The sequence below is a fragment of the Kribbella sp. NBC_00359 genome, assembly GCF_036097425.1.
Classification (GTDB): Bacteria; Actinomycetota; Actinomycetes; order Propionibacteriales; family Kribbellaceae; genus Kribbella.
Genome location: NZ_CP107975.1, coordinates 2,279,464 through 2,301,076, shown reverse-complemented (window position 1 = coordinate 2,301,076; position 21,613 = coordinate 2,279,464). Strand labels below are relative to the sequence as shown.

Annotated in this window: 21 protein-coding genes; 10 read left to right on the top strand and 11 right to left on the bottom strand. The window is 68.5% G+C overall.

The annotated features are described in order from the left end of the window. Window positions 1-336, top strand: coding sequence for a YrdB family protein (locus OG876_RS11290; RefSeq protein ID WP_328524762.1), 336 nt, complete (start codon window positions 1-3; stop codon window positions 334-336). On the opposite strand, the gene OG876_RS11285 is transcribed toward OG876_RS11290, so the two are convergent. Together OG876_RS11285 and OG876_RS11280 are read right to left on the bottom strand one after the other, a co-directional pair. Next, window positions 333-1,031 (bottom strand): hypothetical protein, encoded by a 699-nt coding sequence (locus tag OG876_RS11285; protein ID WP_328524761.1) that lies wholly within the window; start codon window positions 1,029-1,031, stop codon window positions 333-335. The genes OG876_RS11290 and OG876_RS11285 overlap by 4 nt on opposite strands. 41 nt (window positions 1,032-1,072) lie before the next feature. Continuing rightward, a complete protein-coding gene (locus tag OG876_RS11280; protein ID WP_328524760.1) occupies window positions 1,073-2,434 on the bottom strand; it encodes an MATE family efflux transporter in 1,362 nt (453 codons plus the stop codon). A 493-nt stretch (window positions 2,435-2,927) separates the two neighbouring features. Here OG876_RS11280 and OG876_RS11275 point away from each other — a divergent pair, with 493 nt between their 5' ends. Continuing rightward, a complete protein-coding gene (locus OG876_RS11275; RefSeq protein WP_328526890.1) occupies window positions 2,928-6,002 on the top strand; it encodes a replicative DNA helicase in 3,075 nt (1,024 codons plus the stop codon). 30 nt (window positions 6,003-6,032) lie between these two features. Then, the gene (locus tag OG876_RS11270) at window positions 6,033-6,680 is read left to right on the top strand and encodes a hypothetical protein (protein ID WP_328524759.1); all 648 of its coding nucleotides are present in this window, start codon (window positions 6,033-6,035) and stop codon (window positions 6,678-6,680) included. Window positions 6,681-6,691: 11 nt separating this feature from the next. Here OG876_RS11270 and OG876_RS11265 read toward each other — a convergent pair whose 3' ends face one another. Continuing rightward, window positions 6,692-7,324: a MerR family transcriptional regulator gene (locus tag OG876_RS11265; protein ID WP_328524758.1), complete on the bottom strand. Its 633-nt coding sequence runs from the start codon at window positions 7,322-7,324 to the stop codon at window positions 6,692-6,694. An 84-nt stretch (window positions 7,325-7,408) separates the two neighbouring features. On the opposite strand from OG876_RS11265, the gene OG876_RS11260 reads away from it, so the two are divergent. Further along, the gene (locus OG876_RS11260) at window positions 7,409-7,921 is read left to right on the top strand and encodes a DoxX family protein (RefSeq protein ID WP_328524757.1); all 513 of its coding nucleotides are present in this window, start codon (window positions 7,409-7,411) and stop codon (window positions 7,919-7,921) included. After that, window positions 7,918-8,319: a hypothetical protein gene (locus OG876_RS11255; protein ID WP_328524756.1), complete on the top strand. Its 402-nt coding sequence runs from the start codon at window positions 7,918-7,920 to the stop codon at window positions 8,317-8,319. The genes OG876_RS11260 and OG876_RS11255 overlap by 4 nt, the downstream gene beginning before the upstream one ends. A 7-nt stretch (window positions 8,320-8,326) precedes the next feature. On the opposite strand, the gene OG876_RS11250 is transcribed toward OG876_RS11255, so the two are convergent. Beyond that, complete coding sequence (locus OG876_RS11250; RefSeq protein WP_328524755.1) at window positions 8,327-9,454, bottom strand: TetR/AcrR family transcriptional regulator; 1,128 nt, start codon at window positions 9,452-9,454, stop codon at window positions 8,327-8,329. Window positions 9,455-9,491: 37 nt separating this feature from the next. Between OG876_RS11250 and clpX the strand changes: the two genes are divergently transcribed. Beyond that, complete coding sequence (gene clpX / locus OG876_RS11245) at window positions 9,492-10,742, top strand: ATP-dependent Clp protease ATP-binding subunit ClpX (RefSeq protein WP_442914118.1); 1,251 nt, start codon at window positions 9,492-9,494, stop codon at window positions 10,740-10,742. On the opposite strand, the gene OG876_RS11240 is transcribed toward clpX, so the two are convergent. Next, window positions 10,690-11,703 (bottom strand): helix-turn-helix transcriptional regulator, encoded by a 1,014-nt coding sequence (locus OG876_RS11240; protein WP_328524754.1) that lies wholly within the window; start codon window positions 11,701-11,703, stop codon window positions 10,690-10,692. The genes clpX and OG876_RS11240 overlap by 53 nt on opposite strands. A gap of 57 nt (window positions 11,704-11,760) precedes the next feature. Between OG876_RS11240 and OG876_RS11235 the strand changes: the two genes are divergently transcribed. Next, window positions 11,761-13,041 carry an FAD-binding oxidoreductase gene (locus OG876_RS11235; RefSeq protein WP_328524753.1) on the top strand — a complete coding sequence of 427 codons (1,281 nt, stop codon included), beginning with the start codon at window positions 11,761-11,763 and terminating at the stop codon, window positions 13,039-13,041. Here the strand turns inward: OG876_RS11235 and OG876_RS11230 are convergent. The 3 genes from OG876_RS11230 to OG876_RS11220 form a co-directional block, all read right to left on the bottom strand. Beyond that, on the bottom strand, window positions 12,989-13,531 hold the full coding sequence (locus tag OG876_RS11230) for a GrpB family protein (protein WP_328524752.1): 543 nt from the start codon (window positions 13,529-13,531) through the stop codon (window positions 12,989-12,991). The two genes, OG876_RS11235 and OG876_RS11230, sit on opposite strands and share 53 nt — an antisense overlap. Beyond that, window positions 13,528-13,923, bottom strand: a complete 396-nt coding sequence (locus OG876_RS11225) for a RidA family protein (protein WP_328524751.1) — start codon at window positions 13,921-13,923, stop codon at window positions 13,528-13,530. The genes OG876_RS11230 and OG876_RS11225 overlap by 4 nt, the downstream gene beginning before the upstream one ends. Before the next feature lie 75 nt (window positions 13,924-13,998). After that, on the bottom strand, window positions 13,999-15,078 hold the full coding sequence (locus tag OG876_RS11220; protein ID WP_328524750.1) for an ABC transporter ATP-binding protein: 1,080 nt from the start codon (window positions 15,076-15,078) through the stop codon (window positions 13,999-14,001). A 195-nt stretch (window positions 15,079-15,273) separates the two neighbouring features. On the opposite strand from OG876_RS11220, the gene OG876_RS11215 reads away from it, so the two are divergent. Both OG876_RS11215 and OG876_RS11210 read left to right on the top strand, forming a co-directional pair. After that, window positions 15,274-15,837 carry an ArsR/SmtB family transcription factor gene (locus OG876_RS11215; protein WP_328524749.1) on the top strand — a complete coding sequence of 188 codons (564 nt, stop codon included), beginning with the start codon at window positions 15,274-15,276 and terminating at the stop codon, window positions 15,835-15,837. Next, window positions 15,830-16,663 (top strand): SRPBCC family protein, encoded by an 834-nt coding sequence (locus OG876_RS11210; RefSeq protein ID WP_328524748.1) that lies wholly within the window; start codon window positions 15,830-15,832, stop codon window positions 16,661-16,663. The genes OG876_RS11215 and OG876_RS11210 overlap by 8 nt, the downstream gene beginning before the upstream one ends. On the opposite strand, the gene OG876_RS11205 is transcribed toward OG876_RS11210, so the two are convergent. Next, window positions 16,660-17,562: a LysR family transcriptional regulator gene (locus OG876_RS11205; RefSeq protein WP_328524747.1), complete on the bottom strand. Its 903-nt coding sequence runs from the start codon at window positions 17,560-17,562 to the stop codon at window positions 16,660-16,662. The genes OG876_RS11210 and OG876_RS11205 overlap by 4 nt on opposite strands. A gap of 81 nt (window positions 17,563-17,643) precedes the next feature. Between OG876_RS11205 and OG876_RS11200 the strand changes: the two genes are divergently transcribed. After that, window positions 17,644-18,873 (top strand): MFS transporter, encoded by a 1,230-nt coding sequence (locus tag OG876_RS11200; RefSeq protein WP_328524746.1) that lies wholly within the window; start codon window positions 17,644-17,646, stop codon window positions 18,871-18,873. A 146-nt stretch (window positions 18,874-19,019) separates the two neighbouring features. Here OG876_RS11200 and OG876_RS11195 read toward each other — a convergent pair whose 3' ends face one another. Both OG876_RS11195 and helR read right to left on the bottom strand, forming a co-directional pair. After that, a complete protein-coding gene (locus OG876_RS11195; protein ID WP_328524745.1) occupies window positions 19,020-19,430 on the bottom strand; it encodes a VOC family protein in 411 nt (136 codons plus the stop codon). A gap of 16 nt (window positions 19,431-19,446) precedes the next feature. Continuing rightward, complete coding sequence (helR, locus tag OG876_RS11190; protein ID WP_328524744.1) at window positions 19,447-21,612, bottom strand: RNA polymerase recycling motor ATPase HelR; 2,166 nt, start codon at window positions 21,610-21,612, stop codon at window positions 19,447-19,449. Window position 21,613 lies beyond the last annotated feature (1 nt).

The following is a 21,613-nucleotide window of genomic DNA, read 5'->3' as shown; positions in this document are numbered from 1 at the left end:
ATGTGGAAATGGGGCAACCTGCTGCTGGCTTTCCTGGCCGAGTTGGTTGCCCTAGGCATCTTCGCCTGGTGGGGCTGGGAGGCTGTCTCCAGCACTCCGCTGAAGCTGTTGCTCGCGATCGGCCTGCCGGTCGTCGCCGCGGTGCTGTGGGGACTGTTCGCGGCGCCGACCGCGTCCCGCGGCACTCCGGTGGTGCGGGCGATCGTGAAGGTCGTCGTGTTCGGCCTGGCGGGTGCCGCGCTGTGGAGCCTCGGGCACCCGCTGCTCGCCGTGATCTTCGTCGTGGTGGTCGCAGCGAACCTACTGATCATCCACGTCCAGAAGATCGAGCCTTAGTCACCTAATCCGATGTCGGGCTGGGTGCTTCGGTCGTGCACCTTCTGCTTGAGCTGCTTGCGCACGTACTTGCGGGCGCGCGGTGCCTCAGCCGGTGGGTTGCGGACGGCCTCGCTGGCGGGTGGCTGTGCCTCACCGCGTCGCTCCCGGGCCTCTTCGTCGTACCGATCGGCGATGCCGTCGTCGCGGTCCGCGTCCCGGTCCTCGCGGACGGCTGCGCGCTGGTAGCGGCGGCCGGCCGCGGCGGTGGCGTCCGCGCCGGGCTCGTCGGGTCGGGCAGCCGCCTCGTCGAGCAGATGGTTGCCATGGGCCCAGTAGCTGGTGGCCTGCCGGCGTTCGGCCCCGGCGTCGCGGTGGTAGCGGTCGCGGGCCGACTCGGCGATCTCGGCCAGCCGGATCGCCTCGGTGGTCTCCGCGGTGGCGTCGAGAACCTCGCGCCGCTCGCGGACCTCCTCCAGCACCCGCTCGTCCCGGGCCGCGAGCTCGATCCGTTCGTCGCGGGCCTGGTCGAGCTCCTCCTGGCGGCGGGCCTCTTCCTCCTCCGGAGTCAGCCCGACGACAGCGGCCGGACGCTCGCCGTCCCGCTCCCAGGCACGGGCTCCGTGCCGCTCACTCGCGGCCTCGGTGTCGTCGTCGCCCTGCGCGTGCTGGTCGGGCTCGAGCGCGATGGTCTGCTCGTCGTCGGTGTCGGCCATGCCGCTCCTTTCCTCCGGCTCCACGATGCCGCACCCCGGGGTCAGCGGGTAGCCCCGGTCACCAGCCAGCCGTCACCTCGCTCGCGGGTGATCAGGGTGAGCAGCCGCAGCAGCATGTATGCGCCGAACGCCCACCACAGCGCGACGATGCCACCGCCGAGCCACAAGACGCCCAGCGCCAGCGGTACGTAGAGCACGAGTGCGATGACGCCGGCCACCGCGAGATACGGTCCGTCGCCCGCACCGATGAGTACGCCGTCCAGGACGAAGACGACCCCGTTCACCGGTTGCCAGAGTGCGGCGACGACCAGTACGGCGGCGAGAGTACGGCGTACGTCTGGATCCGAACTGAACAAGGGAACGTAGAGGTCGCGCAGACCCCACAGAGCGAGGCCGCCGATCAGTCCGGAGAACAGGCCCCACCACATCATCCGGCGGGTGATCGCCCGAGTGCCGGCCACGTCGCCCGCCCCCAGCGATCGGCCGGTGAGTGCCTGGGCGGCGATGGCGATCGCGTCCAGCGCGAGGGCCAGGAAGGACCAGAGGGTGAACGCGACCTGGTGTGCCGCGACCGACGTCGTACCCAGGGCCGTGGCGACGAAGGCGAGCAGGATGATTGCCGCACGCAACGTCAGGGTGCGGACGATCAGCGGCACGCCCATCTGCGCGGACGCGAGGATGCCGGGGCGGTCCGGTCGCAGCTTGGCGCCGTCGCGCCGGGCGCCGCGGACGACCACCACGACGAGTGCTACACCGGCGGCGGTCTGGGCGAGCGCCGTACCGAGTGCCGAGCCGGCGATGTCAAGGTCGAGGCCGTAGACCAGCAGGACGTTCAGGCCGATGTTGGCGAGGTTGGCGCTGATCGCGACGATCATCGGCGTCTTGGTGTCCTGCAAACCGCGCAGTACGCCGGTCGCCGCGAGCAGGAGCAGCATCGACGGGATGCCGAAACAGGAGATCCGCAGATAGGTCACCGCGTGACCCGCCACGTCCGCGGATGGGTCGAACGCCGCGATGGCCGCCGGTGCCAGGATGAGCCCGGCCAGCGCCAGTACGACGCCCAGCAGCAAGGCCAGCCAGAGTCCGTCGATCCCCTGGGCCAGGGCGCCGCGGTGATCACCGGCCCCGATCCGCCGGGCGACGGACGAGGTGGTGCCGTACGCGAGGAACACGCACACGCCGACCAGCGTCTGCAGGATCGTCCCCGCGACACCGAGCGCGGCGAGTTGCGGCGTACCGAGGTGCCCGACAATCGCCGAGTCCGCGAGCAGCATCAGCGGCTCCGACACCAGGGCGAAGAACGCGGGAACCGCGAGCCGGAGGATCTCCTTGTCCTGGACCCCGATCAGTCGACGCAGTCCGGTCCGACCCGTCACCGTGCCGCCGGCTGGGGACGGCGGCATGTCATGAGCATGCGGCCTATTGTGCCTGACTTCGGCTGTACACAAGCGCCCGATCCCGCACTCCGGAAAAAGGACGCGAAGTTTTTCTTCTCCACAGTTGTGAATGAGTGAAAGCGCAGGTCAGAGGGATGTTGTGGATGGTTGTCCCCAGATATCCACAGGGTTGTGCCCAACCTGTGCACACCCGTTCACCGGGTTTCCCACAGTTCGTCCACACCCCCTGTGGACGACTGGCTACCACCCGGTGACCAGACCGGCGTACGGTCGCGTGACTGACGCCGTCCGCCCGCAGTCTCGGGGCGGGCCCGCCCGCGGATGGCGCCGGGGGGACCCTCGTTCCGGCGGGGCGGAAAGTGTCGGCGAGTGGGGCTAAGATTCGATCAGGTGTTCGAGCCCGGCATTCGGTGGTTGGGCGGCGAGGAGGTCGGGCGAAGTGAGCGTGGCGGAGTTCCGCGGGGGACAGGGCGGCGGCCAGGAAGAGCGCAACCCGGAGATGGGCTTCGACCGCACGCCGCCGCAGGACCTGGCGGCCGAGCAGTGCGTGCTCGGCGCGATGATGCTGAGCAAGGACGCGATCGCCGACGTGATCGAGACCCTGCGCAGCACGGACTTCTACCGCCCGGCCCACGAGATCGTCTTCGACGCGGTCACCGACCTGTACGCGCGGGGCGAGCCGGCCGACGCGATCACCGTCGCCGCCGAGCTGAACCGCCGGGGCGAGATGGCCCGCATCGGCGGCGCGCCGTACGTGCACACCCTGGTCGCCTCCGTCCCGCTCGCGGCGAACGCGGGGTACTACGCGCACATCGTCCGGGAGAAGGCGATCCTGCGCCGCCTGGTCGAGGCGGGCACCAAGATCGTCCAGCTCGGGTACGCCGGTGAGGGTGAGGTCGACGACGTCGTCGACGAGGCGCAGGCCGAGATCTACTCCGTCACGGAGAAGCGGACGGCCGAGGACTACGCGCCGCTGAAGGACATCATGGAGGGCGCGCTCGACGAGATCGAGGCGATCGACTCCCGCGGTGACGCGATGGTCGGCGTACCGACCGGGTTCACCGATCTCGACGAGCTGACCAACGGGCTGCACCCCGGCCAGATGATCATCGTCGCCGCCCGCCCCGCGATGGGGAAGGCGCTCGCCCTCGACACCGTTCTGCCGACGCCGTCCGGTTGGACCACGATGGGCGAGGTCGCCGTCGGCGATCAGCTCCTCGACGTCAACGGTCAGCCGACCACGGTGGTCGCGGCGACCGAGGTGATGGTGGACCGGCCGTGTTTCCGGCTGTCCTTCTCCGATGGCAGCACGATCGTCGCCGACGCCGAGCACCAGTGGGTGGTCGAGGACGGCGGCCGCCCGGTGGTCTGCACGACCGCCGACCTGCACACGGCGATGTCCGCGAGTCCCGGGCTGACACCGCCGATCCCCGGGTCGGCGCCGCGCCAGATCACCGGGCACGGTTTTCCGGCCGCGCTGTCGGGTGAGGGGGAGCGGCGGATCGAGTGGATCGACGCTGTGGACAGTGTGCCGGTGCGCTGCGTCGAGGTGGACAACCCCGACCATCTGTACCTGGCCGGCAAGACGATGGTCCCGACCCACAACTCCACCCTGGGCCTGGACCTCGCCCGCTCCGCGTCGATCCGGCACGGTCTGACCTCGTGCATCTTCTCGCTCGAGATGAGCCGCAACGAGATCACCATGCGTCTGCTCTCAGCCGAGGCGAAGGTCCCGCTGCACCACATGCGCAACGGCAAGATGACCGACGAGGACTGGGCCCGGCTGGCCCGCAAGATGGGCGAGGTCTCCGAGGCCCCCCTCTTCATCGACGACTCGCCGAACCTCACCATGATGGAGATCCGCGCCAAGGCCCGCCGCCTCAAACAACGCCACGACCTCCGCCTGATCGTCATCGACTACCTCCAGCTGATGACGTCCGGCAAGAAGGTCGAGTCCCGCCAACTCGAAGTCTCCGAGTTCTCTCGCTCCATCAAACTCCTGGCCAAAGAACTCGAACTCCCCGTAGTAGCCATCTGCCAGCTGAACCGAGGCTCCGAACAACGCTCCGACAAACGCCCCATGGCCTCCGACCTCCGCGAATCGGGTTGCCTGACCGCGGACACCCGGCTGCTGCGCGCGGACACCGGAGCGGAGATCTCGCTCGGCGAGCTGCTGGCGACGGACGCGCGTGACATCCCCGTCTGGTCGTTGGATGACCGGCTGAAGCTGGTGCCGCGCACGCTCACACACGCTTTCCCGAGCGGAGTGAAGGAGGTCTTCCGGCTGAAGCTCGCCTCCGGCCGCGAGATCAAGGCCACCGCGAACCACCCGTTCCTCACGTACGACGGCTGGAAGCCGCTGGGCGAGCTGGTCCCGGGTTCCCGGTTGGGATCGCTCCGGCATGTCCCGCCACCGCTCGAGCTCAAGCCGTGGGATGAGGACGAGATCACGCTGCTCGCTCACCTGCTCGGCGACGGCTCGTTCGTCAAGCGCCAGCCGATCCGCTACGCAAGCATCGACGAGGCCAACCTCACAGCCGTCTCGGAAGCCGCTCACCGGCGCTTCGGCATCACCGCCGTGCGCGACGAGTACGCCGCCGCCCGCGTGACCAGTCTCCGCCTCCCCGCGCCGTACCGATTGGCCCGAGGCAAGCGCAACCCGATCGCCGCCTGGCTCGACGGCCTGGGGCTGTTCGGTTTACGCAGCCACGAGAAGTTCATCCCGGCCGGCATCTTCGGGCTGCCGAAGAAGCAGGTCGCCCACTTCATCCGCCACCTCTGGGCCACCGACGGCTCCGTTCGCTGGGACGCCAAGGTCGGCCAAGGCCGCATCTACTACGCCAGCACCAGCCGCCGCCTCGTCGACGACCTCGCCCGACTTTTCCTCCGCCACAACATCTTCAGCCGGATCAAGACCGCGAAGAAGGAGGGCTACCGCGACTCGTACCACCTGCACATCTACGGCGCTGAGAACCAGTTGCGCTTCTGCGACCAGATCGGCGTACATGGTCTGCGTGGCCTGAAGGTGCTGGAGGTCGCAACGGCCCTGCGCGACGTCAAGGGCAACACCAACCTCGACACGGTGCCGAAGGAAATCTGGTCCCGGGTCCGCGAAGTTCTTGCCGAGCGCAACGTCAGCCATCGCGAGTTCGCGGCGGCCATGGGCACCAAGTTCTCCGGCTCGACGATGTGGAAGCACGCACCGAGCCGGCAACGCCTCGCCAAGGTCGCCGACATCCTCGACAACGCCGACCTCGAGGTCCTCGCCACCAACGACATCTTCTGGGACACCATCACCTCGATCGAAAGCCTCGGCGACCAAGAGGTGTACGACGCCACCGTCCTAGGCACCCACAACTTCGTAGCCGAAGGCATCGCCACACATAACTCGCTGGAGCAGGACGCTGACGTCGTGATCCTCCTTCACCGCGAGGACGCCTACGAGCGCGAGTCCACCCGCCCCGGCGAGGCCGACTTCATCGTCGCCAAACACCGCAACGGCCCCACCGCCGACGTAGTCGTAGCCTTTCAGGGCCACTACTCCCGCTTCGTAGACATGGCCCACGACGGCTGAACTGTCGGTGCCCGCGGATAGCTTCGTCGCATGAGCTACTCCGCCCGTGGCCGCTATCGCGCCGGTTGTAGCTGCGCGACCGAGGGCGGATCTCGAGACTCGAAGATCCAGGTGGCGATCTTCCAATTGCTGTCATTCGTGCTCCGCGGCGGCAGGCACGATGTGCCGTGTCCCGAGGATGGACGGATGGCAGTCGACATGGTCTTCGATCTGGCGCCGGACTTCCGGCTGGCGATCGAATATGACGGCGCCTATTGGCACCATGGCAAGGAAGCGACCGACGCACGGAAGTCAGACCTCCTGGTGTGGAGCGGTTTGGTGCACGGGGTCATGCGGCTATGTGAGGAACCGCTCGAGCTGATCGGCGGCGGTGATGTCTCATTCGCCAGGGGCTCACAGCCGGTCGAAGTTGTTCACTTGACCTTGCTCCATCTTCTGCATAGCCGGCGGCTGGTCTTGCGCCCCGACCTGTACTGGAACATCGAGATGTTCCTGAAGAGTTCCGCAACTCGGCTGCGCGAGGAGCAGATCGCCTGTTGGGAATGTTCGTCGATTGCACTGGAGCTGGACGTGCTTGCGGAGGTCATGCAACCCGACGGCCGGCGACCTCGCCGGCCGCGGATCTGGCGACGGCGTCGCGCCGAAGGGATCGTCAGGCGTCCGGCGGCATCGGTCTGAGGGCCGTCTTGTCACTTCGTGGTCCAGCGGTGGGCTGAGATGGATTCTTGGGCTAGGAGGCGGAGGGAGGAGACGAGGGTTTCGCCGAGGATGGTGCCGATGACTACGGACTCGGCCAGCTGGTCTCGGGTGGGGTTGGTGGTTACGGCGTCGATTTCTAGTTCGGTGAAGCGTTCGACTGCTTCGGCGTAGGCGTCGAGGAAGGTGACGAGGTTGTCCTGGCCCAGGGTGCGGAGGGCGGCGACGGTTTCGATCAGGGTGGAGAGGGCGGGGGCGTCGGGATCCACGGACCAGCCGCGGCGGGTGATGAGGTCGGTGACCTGGGTGGTGGCGGCGGCGCGGGCTTCTTCGGAGGCGGCCTGTTTGCGGGTGGGGGTGAGGGCGCGGTGGGCGCGGCCGATCTGTTCGTGCAGGGGTACGGCGTCCGAGTCGAGTGACTCGAGGATCTCCTTGACCTGCGCCACCGGGACCTGAGCCAGCTCGACCAGGGCGCGGATCAGGCGCAGCCGGCGGACGTGGGGTTCGCCGTACGACGCCTGGTTCGGGCTGCTGAGTTCGCCCGCGGGCAGCAGGCCCTCGCGCAGGTAGTACTTGATCGTCGGCACCGGGACCTCGGTCACCTTGCTCAGTTCCCCGATTCGCATTGCGCTTGCCTTCCTCTCGGTTGTGATGGATAGTATCAGTATCCATAAACGGATACCCGAACTATCCATAGAAGGAGTTGACCGATGATCCCCCTCGTCCTGGTGCTGACGACGCTGGTGTTCCGGGCGCTGGGCGCGCTTGGGGTCCGGCGGTTCGCGACCTGGCCGGCGAGTGCGGCGCACGGAATGGCCGTGATGCTGCTGTTCACCGCGAGCGCACACTTCGTCCCGGCGCAGGTGACCGCGATGCCGAACCACGCCGACATGGTGCGGATGGTGCCGCCGTTCCTGCCGTTCGCGGACGCGCTCGTGTACCTCACCGGCGTCCTTGAGTTGCTCGGCGCGGCCGGCCTCGTGATCACCGCGACCCGCTGGGCCGCCGGCTACGCGCTGGCCGCCCTGTTCGTGGCGTTGCTCCCGGCAAACATTCACGCGGCGGTCGCCGACGTACCGTTCGCGGGCGGCGAGGCGACACCGCTGTGGCAGCGCATCCCGGAGCAGGTCCTGTATCTCGCGGTCGCGGTCTGGGTGGCCCGTACGGCGACCCACGCCCTGCTTGTCAACCACGCAGAAGCGAAGGAGAACGTGTACTCATGACCGACTCGTCGCGGATCATCGCCGGGGTGGTCCTGCTCACCATCGTCACGATCCAGTTCGGCGGCTACTTCATGACCAAGATCGTTCGCGGTCAGGTGCCGATGACGGACTTCCAGAAGTCGTTCGCGCGGGCCGGTCACGGCCATGCCGGCGTCCTGGTCATCCTCAGCCTGGTCGGCCTCCTGTACGTCGACCAGACCAGCCTGACCGGGTTCTGGTTGTGGGTCGCCCGGCTGGCGATTCCGGCCGCGGCGATCCTGATGTCCGGCGGCTTCTTCGCCTCGTCCGCGGGCAAGGACCGCACCCAGCCGAATCAGTTCCTCTGGATCCTCTGGCTCGGCGCCGCGTCCCTCGCGCTCGGCGTGCTGACACTCGGCATCGGCCTGATCGTTGCCTGAAGCACCATCATCTGCGAGCGACGGCGTACGCGCCGCCGAAGCCCTCAGCCCGGCTGAGGATCCGGCCGCCGGCGATCGCGGCGGCGTACTCCAGGTCGTCACCGATCACGTCGCAGCCGAGGGCGGACGCGAGTACGCCGTCCTCGTCATGCACCAGCTGGACCCGAGGTGCTTGCGGTAGGCAACGAAGTAGACTGCCTGTGGTGTAGCGGGCGAGTGGGCCGAGCTCGTCGGGATGGCTGGAGACGAGGGCGATGGTGATCGTGCCGCGGGCCGAGCGTACGACGTCCTCAGCGGCGCTGAGGCGATTCAGGCCGAGTACGGCGATCACGCCGGGGGAGTCGAGGTCCGCGGGGCGGTGCCGGACCTCGTCGATCACTGACGGCGGCGACCACGGCTCTTCCGCCGGCCGCATCGGGGGAGACGTCGGCGGCGGGGTCCACGGGTCGTCGAGGTCGAGGTCGGCGAGGTGGGCGCAGGCCCGGGCGACATCGAGGGGCTGGACGAACCCAGGGGTCGAGGTGAGCTGGCTCGCGCCGGTGAGCAAGGTGAGGGCGAGCCGCGCGACGCGGATCATCCGGCCGAGGTCGCCCGGGGCCGATCGGTCGAGGGAGACGCCGAGGAGTACGGCGTTCAGATCGAGGAGACCGGCGTACGGCGTGCCGACGTCGGCGAGCTCCGTCAGCACATCTGGACCCGGGTGGTGCTGATCGAGCCAAGCGGACGCGAAGGAGCTGAGACCGTCGGCAGCCGCGAAGGCGCTGAGACCATCGGCGGTCGCAGCGTGACGCGCCACCGACCGCCCGCCGGCACCGGGACCGCCGGCACCAGGTCCGCCGGCACCGGTGCCACCGCCACCAGGTCCGCCGGCACCAGGTCCGCCGGCGCCAGCGGGACCGCCGCCCACGTCGGGAGCGTCGGTCGTTGGAGGTGCGGCGTCCACCAGGGTGGAGAAGTACAGCGCGCGCTTGCCGGGGAAGTTGGAGTAGACGGCGCCGCGGGTGAGGTCGGCTCGGGCGGCGATCCGGTCGATGGTGGCATCGCGGTAGCCGTGTTCGGCGAACTCCGCCCGGGCCGCGGCCAGCACCTTCGCCCGGTTGCGGAGCTGCACTTCCGCCCTGCTCAACCGGCTCACGGCTCCACGATAGCACTCAGATGTTGCTATCATCTGGATGATCACATCATCCGGGAAGGCGGTGCCGATGGCGGCCGAGGGGCTGAAGTGCACGTTCTGCGGCAAAAGTCAGCAGCAGGTCGGCAAGCTGATCGCCGGCCCCACCCCGCTGTGCATCTGCGACGGCTGCGTCGAGCTGTGCAACGAGCTGATCGTCGACGGGGACCTCGCCGACATCAGCGACGACCTGCCCGCGCGGCTGCCGAAGCCGCGCGAGATCCGGGAGTTCCTCGACGGCTACGTGATCGGCCAGGACGAGGCCAAGAAGGCGCTGGCCGTTGCCGTCTACAACCACTACAAGCGGCATCGGGCGAAGAGCACGGACGTCGAGCTCGGCAAGTCCAACATCCTGCTGATCGGACCCACCGGCTCCGGCAAGACGCATCTGGCGCAGACGCTGGCCCGGATGCTCGACGTACCGTTCGCGATCGCCGACGCGACCGCGCTGACCGAGGCCGGGTACGTCGGTGAGGACGTCGAGAACATCCTGCTCAAGCTGATCCAGGCCGCCGACTACGACCTCCGCAAGGCCGAGACCGGCATCGTCTACATCGACGAGGTCGACAAGATCGCCCGCAAGAGCGAGAACCCGTCGATCACCCGTGACGTCTCCGGCGAGGGTGTGCAGCAGGCTCTGCTGAAGATGCTTGAGGGTACGACGGCTTCGGTCCCACCGCAGGGTGGTCGCAAGCACCCGCAGCAGGAGTTCCTGCAGATCGACACGACCAGGATCCTGTTCATCGTCAGCGGTGCCTTCGACGGCCTCGACGAACTGATCGCCCGCCGCACCCGCCCGGCGGCCGCAGGTTTCGGCCCATCGATCGAGCAGTCGTCACCGGCGAAGGTGATGCCGGAGGACTTGGTGAAGTTCGGCCTGATCCCCGAGTTCGTCGGCCGGCTCCCGATCGTCACGACGGTCCCCGCGCTCGACCGTGACGCGCTGGTCCGCATCCTCACCGAGCCGCGCAACGCCCTGGTCAAGCAGTACCGCAAGCTCTTCCGCCTGGATGGCGTCGATCTCGAGTTCACCCCCGACGCGGTCGAGGCGATCGCCGACCTCGCCCTCCTTCGCCGCACCGGCGCCCGCGCGCTGCGCGCCATCCTCGAGGAGGTCCTCCTCCCGGTGATGTACGACGTACCGAGCCGCGACGACATCGAGAAAGTCGTCGTGGACCGCGACGCCGTGGACAGCAACGTCAACCCGACCCTGGTCCCGCGGACGCCGCCGCGTCGCCGAAGGACCGCTTGAGCCGTTCGCCCACGTCGGCGATCAGCGCAGCGACCTCGGGGCTCGCCTCCTCGACGGCGAACTCGGCGCCCAGGGCAACGATCGGGACGACCTGGGACAGCACCAGCGACGGCGTGTCCGCGCTGAAGCGCACCACGCAGGCATCCGGCCCGGCCGGATCGACACTGCCACGGACGACGCCATCGAAGGTTTCGGCCACGACGTGAGCCGGCAACCGCACAGAAAGCCGGACTCTATGCCGGTACTGCGCGGAGGCGAACGACTCCACCAGGTACGTCGCCGCATCGGGCGCCGGCAGAACCCGCGGAGTGAACCGATGCAGAACCGGGGTCACCTCGTCGATCCGGTCGACCCGGAAGATCCGCCAGTCGTCGCGGGACGGGTCGAAGGCGAGCAGGTACCACCGCCAGGTCAGCGTCAGCAGCTGATGCGGCTCGACCCGGCGACGAGACGCCGCACCCGCCCGGCTCTGGTAGTCGAAGGCAACGATCTCGTGGTTGCGGCAGCACCGCGCCAGTACGGCGAGAACACCCGGATCCACCTGGGGAATGCCCGGCCGAGGGACTGACTCCGCGGCCGAGCTGACCGTCGCGAGCTGTCCCCGCAGCCGGGCCGGCAACACCTGCTCGAGCTTGGCCAGCGCCCGCATCGAGCTCTCCGCGATCCCGCTCACCCCGCCGCCGGCCGCACCGACCAGGCCGAGGGCGACGGCGATCGCCTCGTCGTCGTCGAGCACCAACGGCGGCAGCGTCGTACCCGGTCCGAGCCGGTAGCCGCCCGCGGTCCCGGTCGTCCCGGTCACCGGGTAGTCGAGGGACCGCAGTCGGTCGACGTCCCGCCGTACGGTCCGCTCGGTCACGCCGAGGCGCTCGGCGAGTTCGCGCCCGGACCACTCGCGGCGGCTCTGCAACAGCGACAGCAGCCGGAGCAGCCGCCCGGGCATCTGTTTCCGAGTACTCATCCGAAAAGAATGCCTTGCGGACGAGATGTGTCCGCAAGGGGTCCTAGCGTGACTCTCATGATGTTGACGAAGGACAGCAACGGATACGACGAGGCGCGGCTCGGGTTCCAGCGGCGGGACCCGCATCGGCCGGACGCGATCTTCCAGGTCACGAGCGCGGCCGAGGTCGAGGCGGCGGTCCGCTACGCGATCGACCACGACCTGCGGATCGCCGTCCAGGCGGCGGGCCACGGGCTGACGCAGGGGATCGACGGCGGTGTGCTGATCGCGACCGGTTCGTTCAACGGGGTCCGGGTCGACGCGGACCGCAAAACGGCTTGGATCGAGGCCGGTGCGACCTGGAGGGACGTGGTCGACGCGACCGCGCCGGACGGGCTCGCGCCGCTGTCCGGCAGCTTCCCAGGGGTCGGCGCGATCTCCTACACGCTCGGCGGCGGGCTCGGACTGATGGCGCGGCGGTATGGCTACGCGGCCGACCACGTGCAACGGATCGAGGTCGTGACGATGGACGGCGTACGACGGAACGCCGAAGACGACCCGGATCTGTTCTGGGCACTCCGCGGTGGTGGCGGCAACTTCGGCGTAGTGACCGGGATCGAGGTCGACCTGTTCGATGTTCCGACGCTGTACGGCGGCAGCCTGTACTTCGACTTCACAGAGCATCCCAGCGTGCTCGACGTCTGGCGGGAGTGGACCAGGACGGTGCCCGAGGAAGTGACCTCGGCGATAGCGCTGGTGCCGATGCCGGACATTCCGCCGGTCCCGGCGCCGCTGCGCGGGAAGTACATCGCGCAGGTGCAACTGGCGATCCTCGGGGACGGTGGCGAGGACTTGATCAAACCGCTGCGGGCGATCGGCCGCCCGGCGCTCGACACGGTCGGCGAACTTCCGTATGCGGAGTCCGGCAAGATCTTCACCGAGCCCGAACGGCCCGAGAGCTACAGTTCGCGCAACGTGCTGCTCAGCGATCTCGACCCCGACGCGCTGGCGACACTGCCGAAGCTCGCCGGTCCGGACGCGCCGTCCATGTGTGTGATCGGGATCCGGCACCTCGGAGGCGCGCTCGCCCAGCAAGTCGACAACGCGGTCGGCCACCGCGATGCGGCGTACTCGCTGACGGTCCTGTCGCCGGGGAACCACGATGCCACCGGGCTGCAGCGGGCGGTGCTCGAGCCGTGGTCGACCTTTGCTGTCGGCCGCTTCCTCAACTTCAGCTTCGGCCCGTTGACGCCGGCCGAGCTGCGCGAGGCGTACGAGCCGGACGCTTGGAGCCGGTTGACGGAGCTCAGGACTCGGTACGACGCGGACCGCCGACTGGTTGCGAACCACCAGCTGTAGCGATCAGCTCCTCGACCAGCGCCGACTTCCCGTCGACGTACGCCGGGCGGTCGGTCGTCAGCAGATGCGCCAGCTCGCGCTTGCGGACGGCGTACCGTTCGCGGTCGGCGGCGTTCGTCCGCAGGTGGTCGCGGAGCACGACGTGGTTCCGGTGCGGCTTGTTGCCTTCGACAACGACATACAGATGGTGGTAGTGGTCGGGATCAGACGGGAGTGCGAAGGCCTCCCGTCCGGGAATCCCCTGGTCGCCTTCATGGTGGTAGCCGGCAGCAACGAGTCGTTTGACGGCTAGCGTCACCAGCTCGGCCGTGGGGACCACGACGTCCACGTCGATGATCGGTTTGGCGGCGAGCCCTGGTACGGCGGTGCTGCCGACGTGTTCGACCTGGTGTGGCAGGTCACCCAGGTACGGCGTGAGTCGCGCCCGGATCTCCTCGAACCACAGCGGCCAGCGCGGGTCGTACTCGACGACCTCGGCGGGGACGATCACAAAGCCGCCGTGACGTCGATCTCGACGAGCTGGCCCGGGAAGCCCAGCTGGGCGACGCCAAGCAGCGTGCTGGCCGAGGTGAAGGCCGGCGCGAGCGGCGATTCGCTGAGCTGCGTCCAGACGGCCGCGAGGTCCTCGCGTACCGGGCTGGCGACGTAGATGACGGTCCGCACGACGTCCTCCGGGGAGGCCCCTGCGGATTCGAGCGCAGTCAGGATGTTGCGAATCACCTGCGCGGTCTGGCCTTCGATCCCACCCTCGGCCAGCTCACCGGACGGCTGCAGCGGGCACTGCCCGGCCAGATAGATCAGCGTCTCCGCCTGAACCTTCGTCACGTGGTGATACCCGGGCGTCGGGTGCAGTCCGCCCGGATTGGTCCGCTCGATCGTCACCTTCCAGACCTAACGCGACGACGCCTTCCCCGGTCAACAGCTTTTGCCGGGGAAGGCGTCGTACTGGGCCGCGGGTCAGGCGGTCAGGCGCTCTTCGGTGGAGGTGGAGAAGAGGTGCAGCTTGTCCGCGTCCGGGGCCAGGTGCACCAGAGTGCCCTTGTCGTTGTGGAGGCGGGTGCCGATCCGGGCGATGATCTGCTGCTTCTCGTCGGTGTGCTCCGCGGTGCCGTACAGGAACGCGTCCGAGCCGAGCTCCTCGATCACGGCGACCTTCACCGGCAGGCCCGCGTCGGCGAGGTGGAAGGCCTCGGGCCGGATGCCCAGGGTGAGGGTCTTGTCGGCGCCGGCCTTGGCCAGCAGGCTGCGTTCGATTGGGACGACGTAGTCGCCGATCTTGGCGCCGCCGTCGGTGATCTCGGCCTCGATCAGGTTCATCGAAGGGGAGCCGATGAAGCCGGCCACGAACTTGTTCTTCGGCCGGTCGTAGAGGTTCAGCGGGGTGTCGACCTGCTGGAGCAGACCGTCCTTGAGGACGGCGACCCGGTCGCCCATCGTCATGGCCTCGACCTGGTCGTGGGTGACGTAGACGGTGGTGACGCCGAGGCGGTGCTGGAGTTCGGCGATCTGGGTGCGGGTCTGGACGCGGAGTTTGGCGTCGAGGTTCGACAGCGGCTCGTCCATCAGGAAGACCTGCGGGTTGCGGACGATGGCGCGGCCCATGGCGACGCGCTGGCGCTGGCCGCCGGACAGGGCCTTCGGCTTGCGGTCGAGGTACTCCTCGAGGCCGAGCAGCTTGGCGGCTTCCAGGACGCGCTTGGCGCGGTCGTCCTTGTGGATGCCTTGCATCTTGAGGGCGAAGCCCATGTTGTCCGCGACGCTCATATGTGGGTACAGCGCGTAGTTCTGGAACACCATCGCGATGTCGCGTTCCTTCGGCGGGCTGTTGGTCACGTCGCGGTCGCCGATGTAGATCGAGCCCTCGTTCACCTCTTCGAGCCCGGCCAGCATCCGCAGCGCCGTCGACTTGCCGGAGCCCGACGGTCCGACGAGCACCATGAACTCGCCGTCGGAGATGTCGAGATCGAGTCTGTCCACTGCGGGGGTGTCGGTGCCCGGGTACACCCGGGTGGCTCCCTTGAACGAGACAGTTGCCATGTCGCGCTTCCTTTCCTCCGCCGGCAGGAACGTGCCGGACGATCCGTAGCAAAGGCCCCCAGGGCTGGGTGTCTTGCTTCGGTGATCCATCACCAAAGCACTAGATACAACCGCTGAGCGCCGATTTACATTCCCGGGTGATGGAACTCACGCTCATTGACAAGTCGAATTTTTACGTACAAACTTTTTTGTGTGATGAGAGACGTGATGCACCTGGAGCAGCTCGAGCAGGCCGAGGCGCTGTTCAAGCCGCAGCGGATCGAGGTGCTGCGGCGGCTCGCGGAGCCGCACACCTGTGGTGAGGTGGCCGAGCAGCTCGGGCAGACTCCGCAGCGCGTCTACTACCACGTGAAGCGCCTCGTCGACGCCGGGCTGGTGACGCTCGTGGAAGAGCGCAAGGTGCGCGGCGTCCACGAGGGCATCTACCAGGCGACCGCCCGCACGTACTGGCTGTCGCCGCGGCTCGTCGGCCGGATCGGCGGCCTCCGCCGGGCCCGCGACGAGCTGAGCCTCGGCTACCTGCTGGACCTGATGGAAGAGGTCCAGACCGACATCGCCGCGCTGGACCGGGCAGCTCCGGAGCTGCCGTCCATCGGGGTCTCCGGTGAGATCCGGGTCCCACCGGACCAACGGCGGGAGTTCTTCCAGGACCTGCGCACCACGCTGCAGGACCTCTTCGAGCGCTACGGAGGCGCCGAGGGCGACGCCTTCAAGCTGGCCGTGGCGTGCTACCCCAAGGGAGATCAAGATCATGACTGAACCGCTCATTCTGCAAGCCCGCGCACAGGCCGGCATCGACGACGTCCGGCAGGCGCTGACCGACCCCAAGGCGCTCAACGTCTGGCTCGGCGAGCACTCGACCGTCGACCTGCCCGGGACCTTCGAGTTCTGGGGCCGCTACATCCCGGAGGGCGATGCGCCGCACCAGCGAGTCCTCGCGTACGACGACCGCACGCTGCGGTTGGCGTGGTTGCTCGACGGCGTGGAGACCACGACCGAGATCACGCTGATCCCCGAGGGCGACGACTCCACCGTCGTCCGACTGTCCCAGAGTCACTTCGACTTCGCGGAAGCGATCAGTGGCGCGACCATTCGCGGCGTACTGCAGACCTTCTGGTCGCTCGCCCTCGCCAACCTGGTCGACTACCTGGACGGGCGCGAGCTGACCACGCGGCCCGACTTCACCTCGCCCGTGTTCACCGGCGAGGCGCTGATCGACGCGCCGCTGGCGCAGGTGTACGCGTCGCTGACCGAGTCCGAGAAGGCGTCCGCCTGGTTCGGCTTCCCGATCGGGATCGAGCCGTACGCCGGTGGCCGGTTCGCGATGGGCGGATTCGACGCCGGCCCGGGCGCGACGGTGGTCGAGGTGGTCGAGGGCCGCACGATGTCTGTCGACTGGGGACCGTCCGGGATCAGCACCTGGGAGCTGGCCGAGTCCGACGGCAAGACCCGGCTCACCTTCGTGATGAGCGGGTTCGACGAGTCCAACCCGCCGTACGGCGCCTGGCTCGGCTGGCTCAGCGGGATCGCGTCACTGCGCCGCTTCAACGAGCAGAAGAACTGGCAGTCGATCTGGGTGGCCTAGTAGTACGGCCCGCCGGGGCGGATCGAGTCGGTCAGGAGATCGAGCAGGGCGGTCACCGCTCTGCTCGATCGCCGGCCGCTGGCCGTGACCACGGACAACGTCCAGGTCAGGTCGGTCCCGGCGATGGGGAGCTGGGTGACACCGGGCGCCGTGGCCGGCTCCAGTTCCGGTACGACGGCTACACCGAGGCCGACGCGGACGTAGTCGGGGATCGTGGTCAGCTCCGGCACCTCGACCTGGACCCGCCGCGGGATGCCGGCGTTCTCGAAGGTCCGGTCGACCATGCTGCGGTTGCCGAACCCGAGCGGCATGTCGACGAACCGCTCACCGGCCAGCTCCTCGAGCCGCACGTCCGGCTCCTTCGCGAGCGGGTGCGACGACGGCAGCAGTACGACGAACGGCACCGTGGCGACATCGCGGATCTCGAGTCCGTACAGCTCCGGCTTCGCCAGGCCGACCAGGGCCACATCGAGTCGACCATGACGTACGTCGTCCGCCAGGCCGCTCGATCCGGTCGGCGACGTCGCCACCTGCACGTTGACCAGCGGGTACTTCTGGTGGAACGCCCCCAGCAGCTCGGCGAGGTTGACCAGGTTCAGTCGCGCCAGCGTGCCGATCCGGATGTTCCCGCGGAGGCCGGTCGACGCCTCCTCGACCACCGCCCGCGCCCGGTCCAGCGCCTCCAGCGCAGCCTTTGCCTCCGGCAACAAAGCCTCGCCGGCCGCGGACAGTGTCACGCGCCGGGTCGAGCGGTCGAACAGCGTGGTCTTCAGGTCCGTCTCGAGGGCGCGCACGGCGGCCGACACCGTGGACTGGACGGTGAACATCCGGTGCGCCGCCCGGGTGAAGCTCAGCTCCTCGGCGACGGCGACGAAGTACTCGAGCTGCCGGCTGTCCACGGGTTGATTATCGAACATCTCGATAAGAGCGTGCAAGAATTTTCGTTGGACTCGATAGATGAGGCGAGCGACGCTGGGAACATGTCCACCTTGACTGGTTCGCGTGCGCTGGGGTCGACTTCCCGCGTGCGCTTCGCTCACGGGCCGGGTTTCTGGGTGATCGCCGCGGCCTTCCTCATCACGATGGCGTTCTCCACGGTCCCGACTCCGCTCTATGCGATCTACCAGCAGCGCGACGGTTTCCCGACGTACATGATCACCGTGATCTTCGCGAGCTACGCGGTCGGCGTGATGGCGTCGCTGTACCTGGCCGGCCACGTCAGCGACTGGCTCGGCCGTCGGCGGGTCGCCCTGGTCGCCGTACTCGCGGAAGCGTTGGCGGCGGCCGTCTTCCTGCTCTGGCAGGACGTGCCCGGGTTGCTACTCGCGCGCTTCATCTGCGGGATCGGTGTCGGTGTGCTGACCGCGACCGCCACCGCGCACCTGTCCGAGCTGCGGCAGATCGCGCGCCCCGACGAGGATCCGAGCCGGTCGGCGCTGATCTCGAGCACGGTGAACCTCGGCGGGCTCGCGTTCGGTCCGCTGGTCGGTGGGTTGCTGGCGCAGTACGTCGCGTCTCCGCTCGAGCGCCCGTACGAGATCTTCCTGGTGTTGCTGCTGCTGAGCGCGGTGGGGATCGCGCTGGTGCCGGAGACTGTGGAGCGGTTGGAGGAGCGGCCCGCGTACCGGCCGCAGCGGGTGGCGTTGCCGTCGTCGGCGAAGCCGCTGTTCTTCGCGTCGGCGATCGGGGCGTTTGCGGCGTTTGCGATCTTCGGGCTGTTCACGTCGCTTGCGCCGACGTTCCTGGCCGGGACGTTGCATCACACCTCGCGGGTGCTTGCCGGTGTGGTCACCTTCGCGGTCTTCATCGCAGGCGCGGCCAGTCAGGTCGTGTTCGTCCGCCTCACCCGCCGGCACCAGCTTCGCCTCGGTCTGGTGGCGATGTCGGTGGGCCTGGTCGGCGTGGCTGTTGGGGGTCTGCTCCCCAGCCTGTGGACCTTCATCCTCGGCGGCGTCATCGCCGGCGCCGGCGTAGGCCTCGTCTTCCGCGGCGCCGTAGCCACCGCCGCCTCGCTCGCCGACCCCGGCTCCCGCGGCGAAGTCCTGGCCGCGCTCTTCCTGATCGCGTACGCCGGGTTGGCGATCCCCGTCCTCGCCATCGGCCTGGGCATAGCCCTCCTCCCCGCCGAAGTAGCCCTCCTCCTCTTCACCGCCCTCATCCTCATCCTGGTCAACACAGCAGTCCTCCGCATGCTCGCCGCCAACAAGTAGTCCCACCCGCCGACCCGCCGCCGCCCTTTGAGGGGTCAACCCCTTGGCGTGTGGGTTGCGGAACCGAAGTTTGCCTCCGCAACCCACCACTTGCGGGGTTGACCCCTCAAAGGTCGCCGGGGCAGGCGGAGGACCGCTCTGATCGGTCAGGGTGTTGGGGGTTGGACGTGGGTGACGGTGCCGTCGGGGGTGGTGGTGTAGAGGCCTTTGGAGAGGTCTACGAGGGTCAGGGTGTTGCCGAAGGGGTCTTGGACGACTGCGGCTCGGCCTACGGGGATGTCCAGGGGGCCGGTGAGGACGGTGCCGCCGTGGGTGGTGATGTGGGTAAGGGCTGTTGGGACGTCGTCGACCAGCCAGTTGGGTTCGTACGGGCGGGTCGTGGTCAGGACCAACTCGCTGTCGCCGTCCGGTAGTGCCAGGCCGGCTTGGCCGATGGCGTCGTTTCGCCAGAGGAGGCGGTGACCGAGGGCCTCGCTGTAGAAGGCGAGACCCTCGGCCAGGCTGGGGACAGGAACCTGTACTGCGTCTACTCGTCGCAGGAGACCGTCGCTAGGCATACCCCAGCATCCGTCATCAGGGGCTGGTGAGGATGACTAGTTGTTGGGTGGCTCGGGTCATGGCGACGTAGCGGTCTACTGCGCCTTCGATGCCTTCGCCGAAGGACTCGGGGTTGATGAGGATGACCAGGTCGAACTCGAGGCCCTTGGAGAGTTCCGGGGCCAGGGATCGGACTCGGGCCGTGTCCTCGACGGTCGGGTCGCCGATGACGCAGGCGATGCCTTCGGTGTGGTCGGCGAGCCAGGTGTCGAGGATCGAGGTCAGGTCCGCGGTGGATCCGTGGATGACGGGGGCGTCGCCGGTACGGATGGAGGTGGGGACGTTGGCGTCGGAGAGGACGGCCCGGATGACCGGCTCGGCTTCGGTCATGATCTGTTCCGGCGTCCGGTAGTTGATGGTCAGGGACGCCAGGTTGATCCGGTCGAGGCCGATTCGCTCGAGGCGTTCCTGCCAGGATTCGGTGAAGCCGTGCCGGGCCTGCGCGCGGTCGCCGACGATGGTGAAGCTTCGGGACGGGCAGCGGAGCAGCAGCATCTGCCATTCCGCGTCGGTGAGTTCCTGAGCCTCGTCCACGACGATGTGCGCGAACGGGCCGGCAAGCAGGTCCGGGTCCCCGGTGGGGAGCGCGGACACGTCGACCAGGGCTTCCTGGATGTCTTGGCCGCGCAACATCGGCGCCCAGGCGTCGTCCGCGTCGGCGGACTCGAGGATGTGGTCGATGACGTCGGTCATGCGTTCGCGTTCGACTGCCGCAGCGGCCTTCTGCCGGCGCTTTCGCCGGGAGGCCTCGGGGTCGCCGAGTCGCTGCCGCGCCGCGTCCAGCAGCGGCAGGTCGGACACCGTCCATGCTTGCGGGTCCGCGCGCTGCAGCTTCTTGACCTCCTCGGGGCTGAGCCACGGAGCGCACATGCGCAGGTACGCCGGCACTGACCACAGGTCCCCGACGAGATCGGTCGGTTCGATCAGCGGCCACGCTCGGCCGAAGGCATCGACCAGGTCCTCGTTCCGCTCCAGGGATCTGCGCACGAGGTCGATCGAGACATCGTCGTCCTCGTACTCCTCCTCGTGCTTGTCCAGCAGGATCGTGATCAGCTCTTCCCAGACCTGGTCGCGCGCCTCGTTGTGCGGCGTCGCGGGGTCCGCTGCTCCGAAGGCCTCGGCCCAGTCGGCGGGGGTGAGCCGGAGGTCGGACCAGTGGGTCTCGACCGTCATCGCCTTGGTGGGCACTTCCTCGTAAAGCTTCACGGCCGGTTCGATCGCCCTCACCATGTCCGCGGATGCCTTCAGTCGGGCGACGTCCGGATCCGCCTCGTCCGGTGCAGTGGGTCCCTCGGGCAACAGGTCCCGCAGCGTGCAGGTCTGCACACCTTCCTCGCCGAGGCTGGGCAGTACGTCGGAAACGTACGCCAGGTAAGGCTGGTGCGGACCGACGAACAGTACGCCGCCACGCCGATGGCCGAGGCGTGGATCGGAGTACAAGAGGTACGCCGTACGGTGCAGAGCGACGACTGTCTTACCCGTACCGGGACCACCGTCGACGACGAGCGCGCCGCGAGAACCGGCGCGGATGATCGCGTCCTGATCGGCCTGGATGGTGCCCAGTACGTCGCGCATCCGGGGCGACCGGTTGCTGCCCAGGCTCGCGATGAACGCGGACTGGTCGTCGAGCGCCGCCGCGTGCCCGTCGAACCCGTCCGAGGTGAACACCTCGTCCCAGTAGTCGCTGATCCGGCCGCGGGTCCAGCGGTACCGGCGGCGGCTGGACAGCCCCATCGGGTTGGCGTGCGTCGCTCCGAAGAACGGCTCGGCCGCGGGGGAACGCCAGTCGATCAGCAGCCGGCGACCGGTGCTGTCGGTGAGGCCGAGGCGTCCGAGGTACAAGGCCTCGGAGTTGTCCGCGCTGACCATGTGTCCGAGGCACAGGTCCAGGCCGAAGCGGCGCAGGGTGCGCAGGCGAGTGGTCAGCCGGTGGATCTCCAGGTCTCGGTCTAGGGCCTCCTGGCCCTCGCCGCCCGGCGCCTTGCGGGTGGCGTCGAGGCGGTCGGACAGGTCGGCGATCGTCTGCTCGAGGCTCTCCGCGATGGCCGCGAAGTGCTGCTCGTCGGCGGTGATCAGTCTCGGGTCGGACTTCGGGGCGAGATTGCCGGGAAGGTCGAACGCGCTGGTAGTCACAGTGTTCACG

Bases quoted from the DNA above. Each gene is read 5' to 3' on its own strand.
- OG876_RS11270 (WP_328524759.1), top strand. From the start codon at position 6,033: ATGAGCTACTCCGCCCGTGGCCGCTATCGCGCCGGTTGTAGCTGCGCG.
- OG876_RS11265 (WP_328524758.1), bottom strand. From the start codon at position 7,324: ATGCGAATCGGGGAACTGAGCAAGGTGACCGAGGTCCCGGTGCCGACG.
- OG876_RS11210 (WP_328524748.1), top strand. From the start codon at position 15,830: ATGACTGAACCGCTCATTCTGCAAGCCCGCGCACAGGCCGGCATCGAC.
- OG876_RS11215 (WP_328524749.1), top strand. From the start codon at position 15,274: ATGAGAGACGTGATGCACCTGGAGCAGCTCGAGCAGGCCGAGGCGCTG.
- OG876_RS11280 (WP_328524760.1), bottom strand. From the start codon at position 2,434: ATGCCGCCGTCCCCAGCCGGCGGCACGGTGACGGGTCGGACCGGACTG.
- OG876_RS11285 (WP_328524761.1), bottom strand. From the start codon at position 1,031: ATGGCCGACACCGACGACGAGCAGACCATCGCGCTCGAGCCCGACCAG.
- OG876_RS11260 (WP_328524757.1), top strand. From the start codon at position 7,409: ATGATCCCCCTCGTCCTGGTGCTGACGACGCTGGTGTTCCGGGCGCTG.
- OG876_RS11240 (WP_328524754.1), bottom strand. From the start codon at position 11,703: ATGAGTACTCGGAAACAGATGCCCGGGCGGCTGCTCCGGCTGCTGTCG.
- OG876_RS11255 (WP_328524756.1), top strand. From the start codon at position 7,918: ATGACCGACTCGTCGCGGATCATCGCCGGGGTGGTCCTGCTCACCATC.
- OG876_RS11275 (WP_328526890.1), top strand. From the start codon at position 2,928: ATGGGCTTCGACCGCACGCCGCCGCAGGACCTGGCGGCCGAGCAGTGC.
- OG876_RS11195 (WP_328524745.1), bottom strand. From the start codon at position 19,430: ATGCCTAGCGACGGTCTCCTGCGACGAGTAGACGCAGTACAGGTTCCT.
- clpX (WP_442914118.1), top strand. From the start codon at position 9,492: ATGATCACATCATCCGGGAAGGCGGTGCCGATGGCGGCCGAGGGGCTG.
- OG876_RS11235 (WP_328524753.1), top strand. From the start codon at position 11,761: ATGATGTTGACGAAGGACAGCAACGGATACGACGAGGCGCGGCTCGGG.
- OG876_RS11220 (WP_328524750.1), bottom strand. From the start codon at position 15,078: ATGGCAACTGTCTCGTTCAAGGGAGCCACCCGGGTGTACCCGGGCACC.
- OG876_RS11290 (WP_328524762.1), top strand. From the start codon at position 1: ATGTGGAAATGGGGCAACCTGCTGCTGGCTTTCCTGGCCGAGTTGGTT.
- OG876_RS11200 (WP_328524746.1), top strand. From the start codon at position 17,644: ATGTCCACCTTGACTGGTTCGCGTGCGCTGGGGTCGACTTCCCGCGTG.